The following is a 547-nucleotide window of genomic DNA, read 5'->3' on the forward strand; positions in this document are numbered from 1 at the left end:
AGGATCACTATAACTGACTCCATTGAGTTCGCCGCCATAGAACTCAACGGTTACACCTACTTGTTCAACACTATACTTGGATTCTGCCCTTCTAAAAGGAACATCCGCTCTAACAATTCCATCGCCGTCTACCAAAACRACCGGAAATGTTTCAAAAAARGTRGGCATACGSCGTACAAAAAGCTCACGCCCTTCTTTATCTCTAAAGATAGGRTGTCCTAACCAWCCAACCGCTRTTCCRTCYCCGTTATCCATTGAACCCGCCCTGAATAATCCRCCYTTTGCYGGATTATKACCTATRTAATCATAAAAAGCTAATTTTTCAGGAATTTTAGACCAAGCTTCTGAKARACTTTGATTTTCGGCYAGTCCAGCACCAACTCTTCGATATATTTCTTGCTGGAAGTACCCYTGATCCCATTGATAACGAGTGGGCCCAAATAATTCGATRGGGGTAGTTGCCGAACCATACCACATAGTTCCGGCAACAACAAAAGCYGCAAAAAATACAGCRGCGATACTGCTAGAAAGGACGGTTTCAATATTG

Annotated in this window: 1 protein-coding gene; it reads right to left on the bottom strand. The window is 43.0% G+C overall.

What is annotated here, in order from left to right; all coding sequences use genetic code 11:
- A partial coding sequence (locus tag EIZ48_RS31625; RefSeq protein WP_500690632.1) for a hypothetical protein occupies window positions 1-543 on the bottom strand: 543 nt, incomplete at its 3' end.
- Between the last annotated feature and the right edge of the window lie 4 nt (window positions 544-547).

The organism is Photobacterium alginatilyticum (assembly GCF_009910675.1).
Classification (GTDB): domain Bacteria; phylum Pseudomonadota; class Gammaproteobacteria; order Enterobacterales; family Vibrionaceae; genus Photobacterium; species Photobacterium alginatilyticum.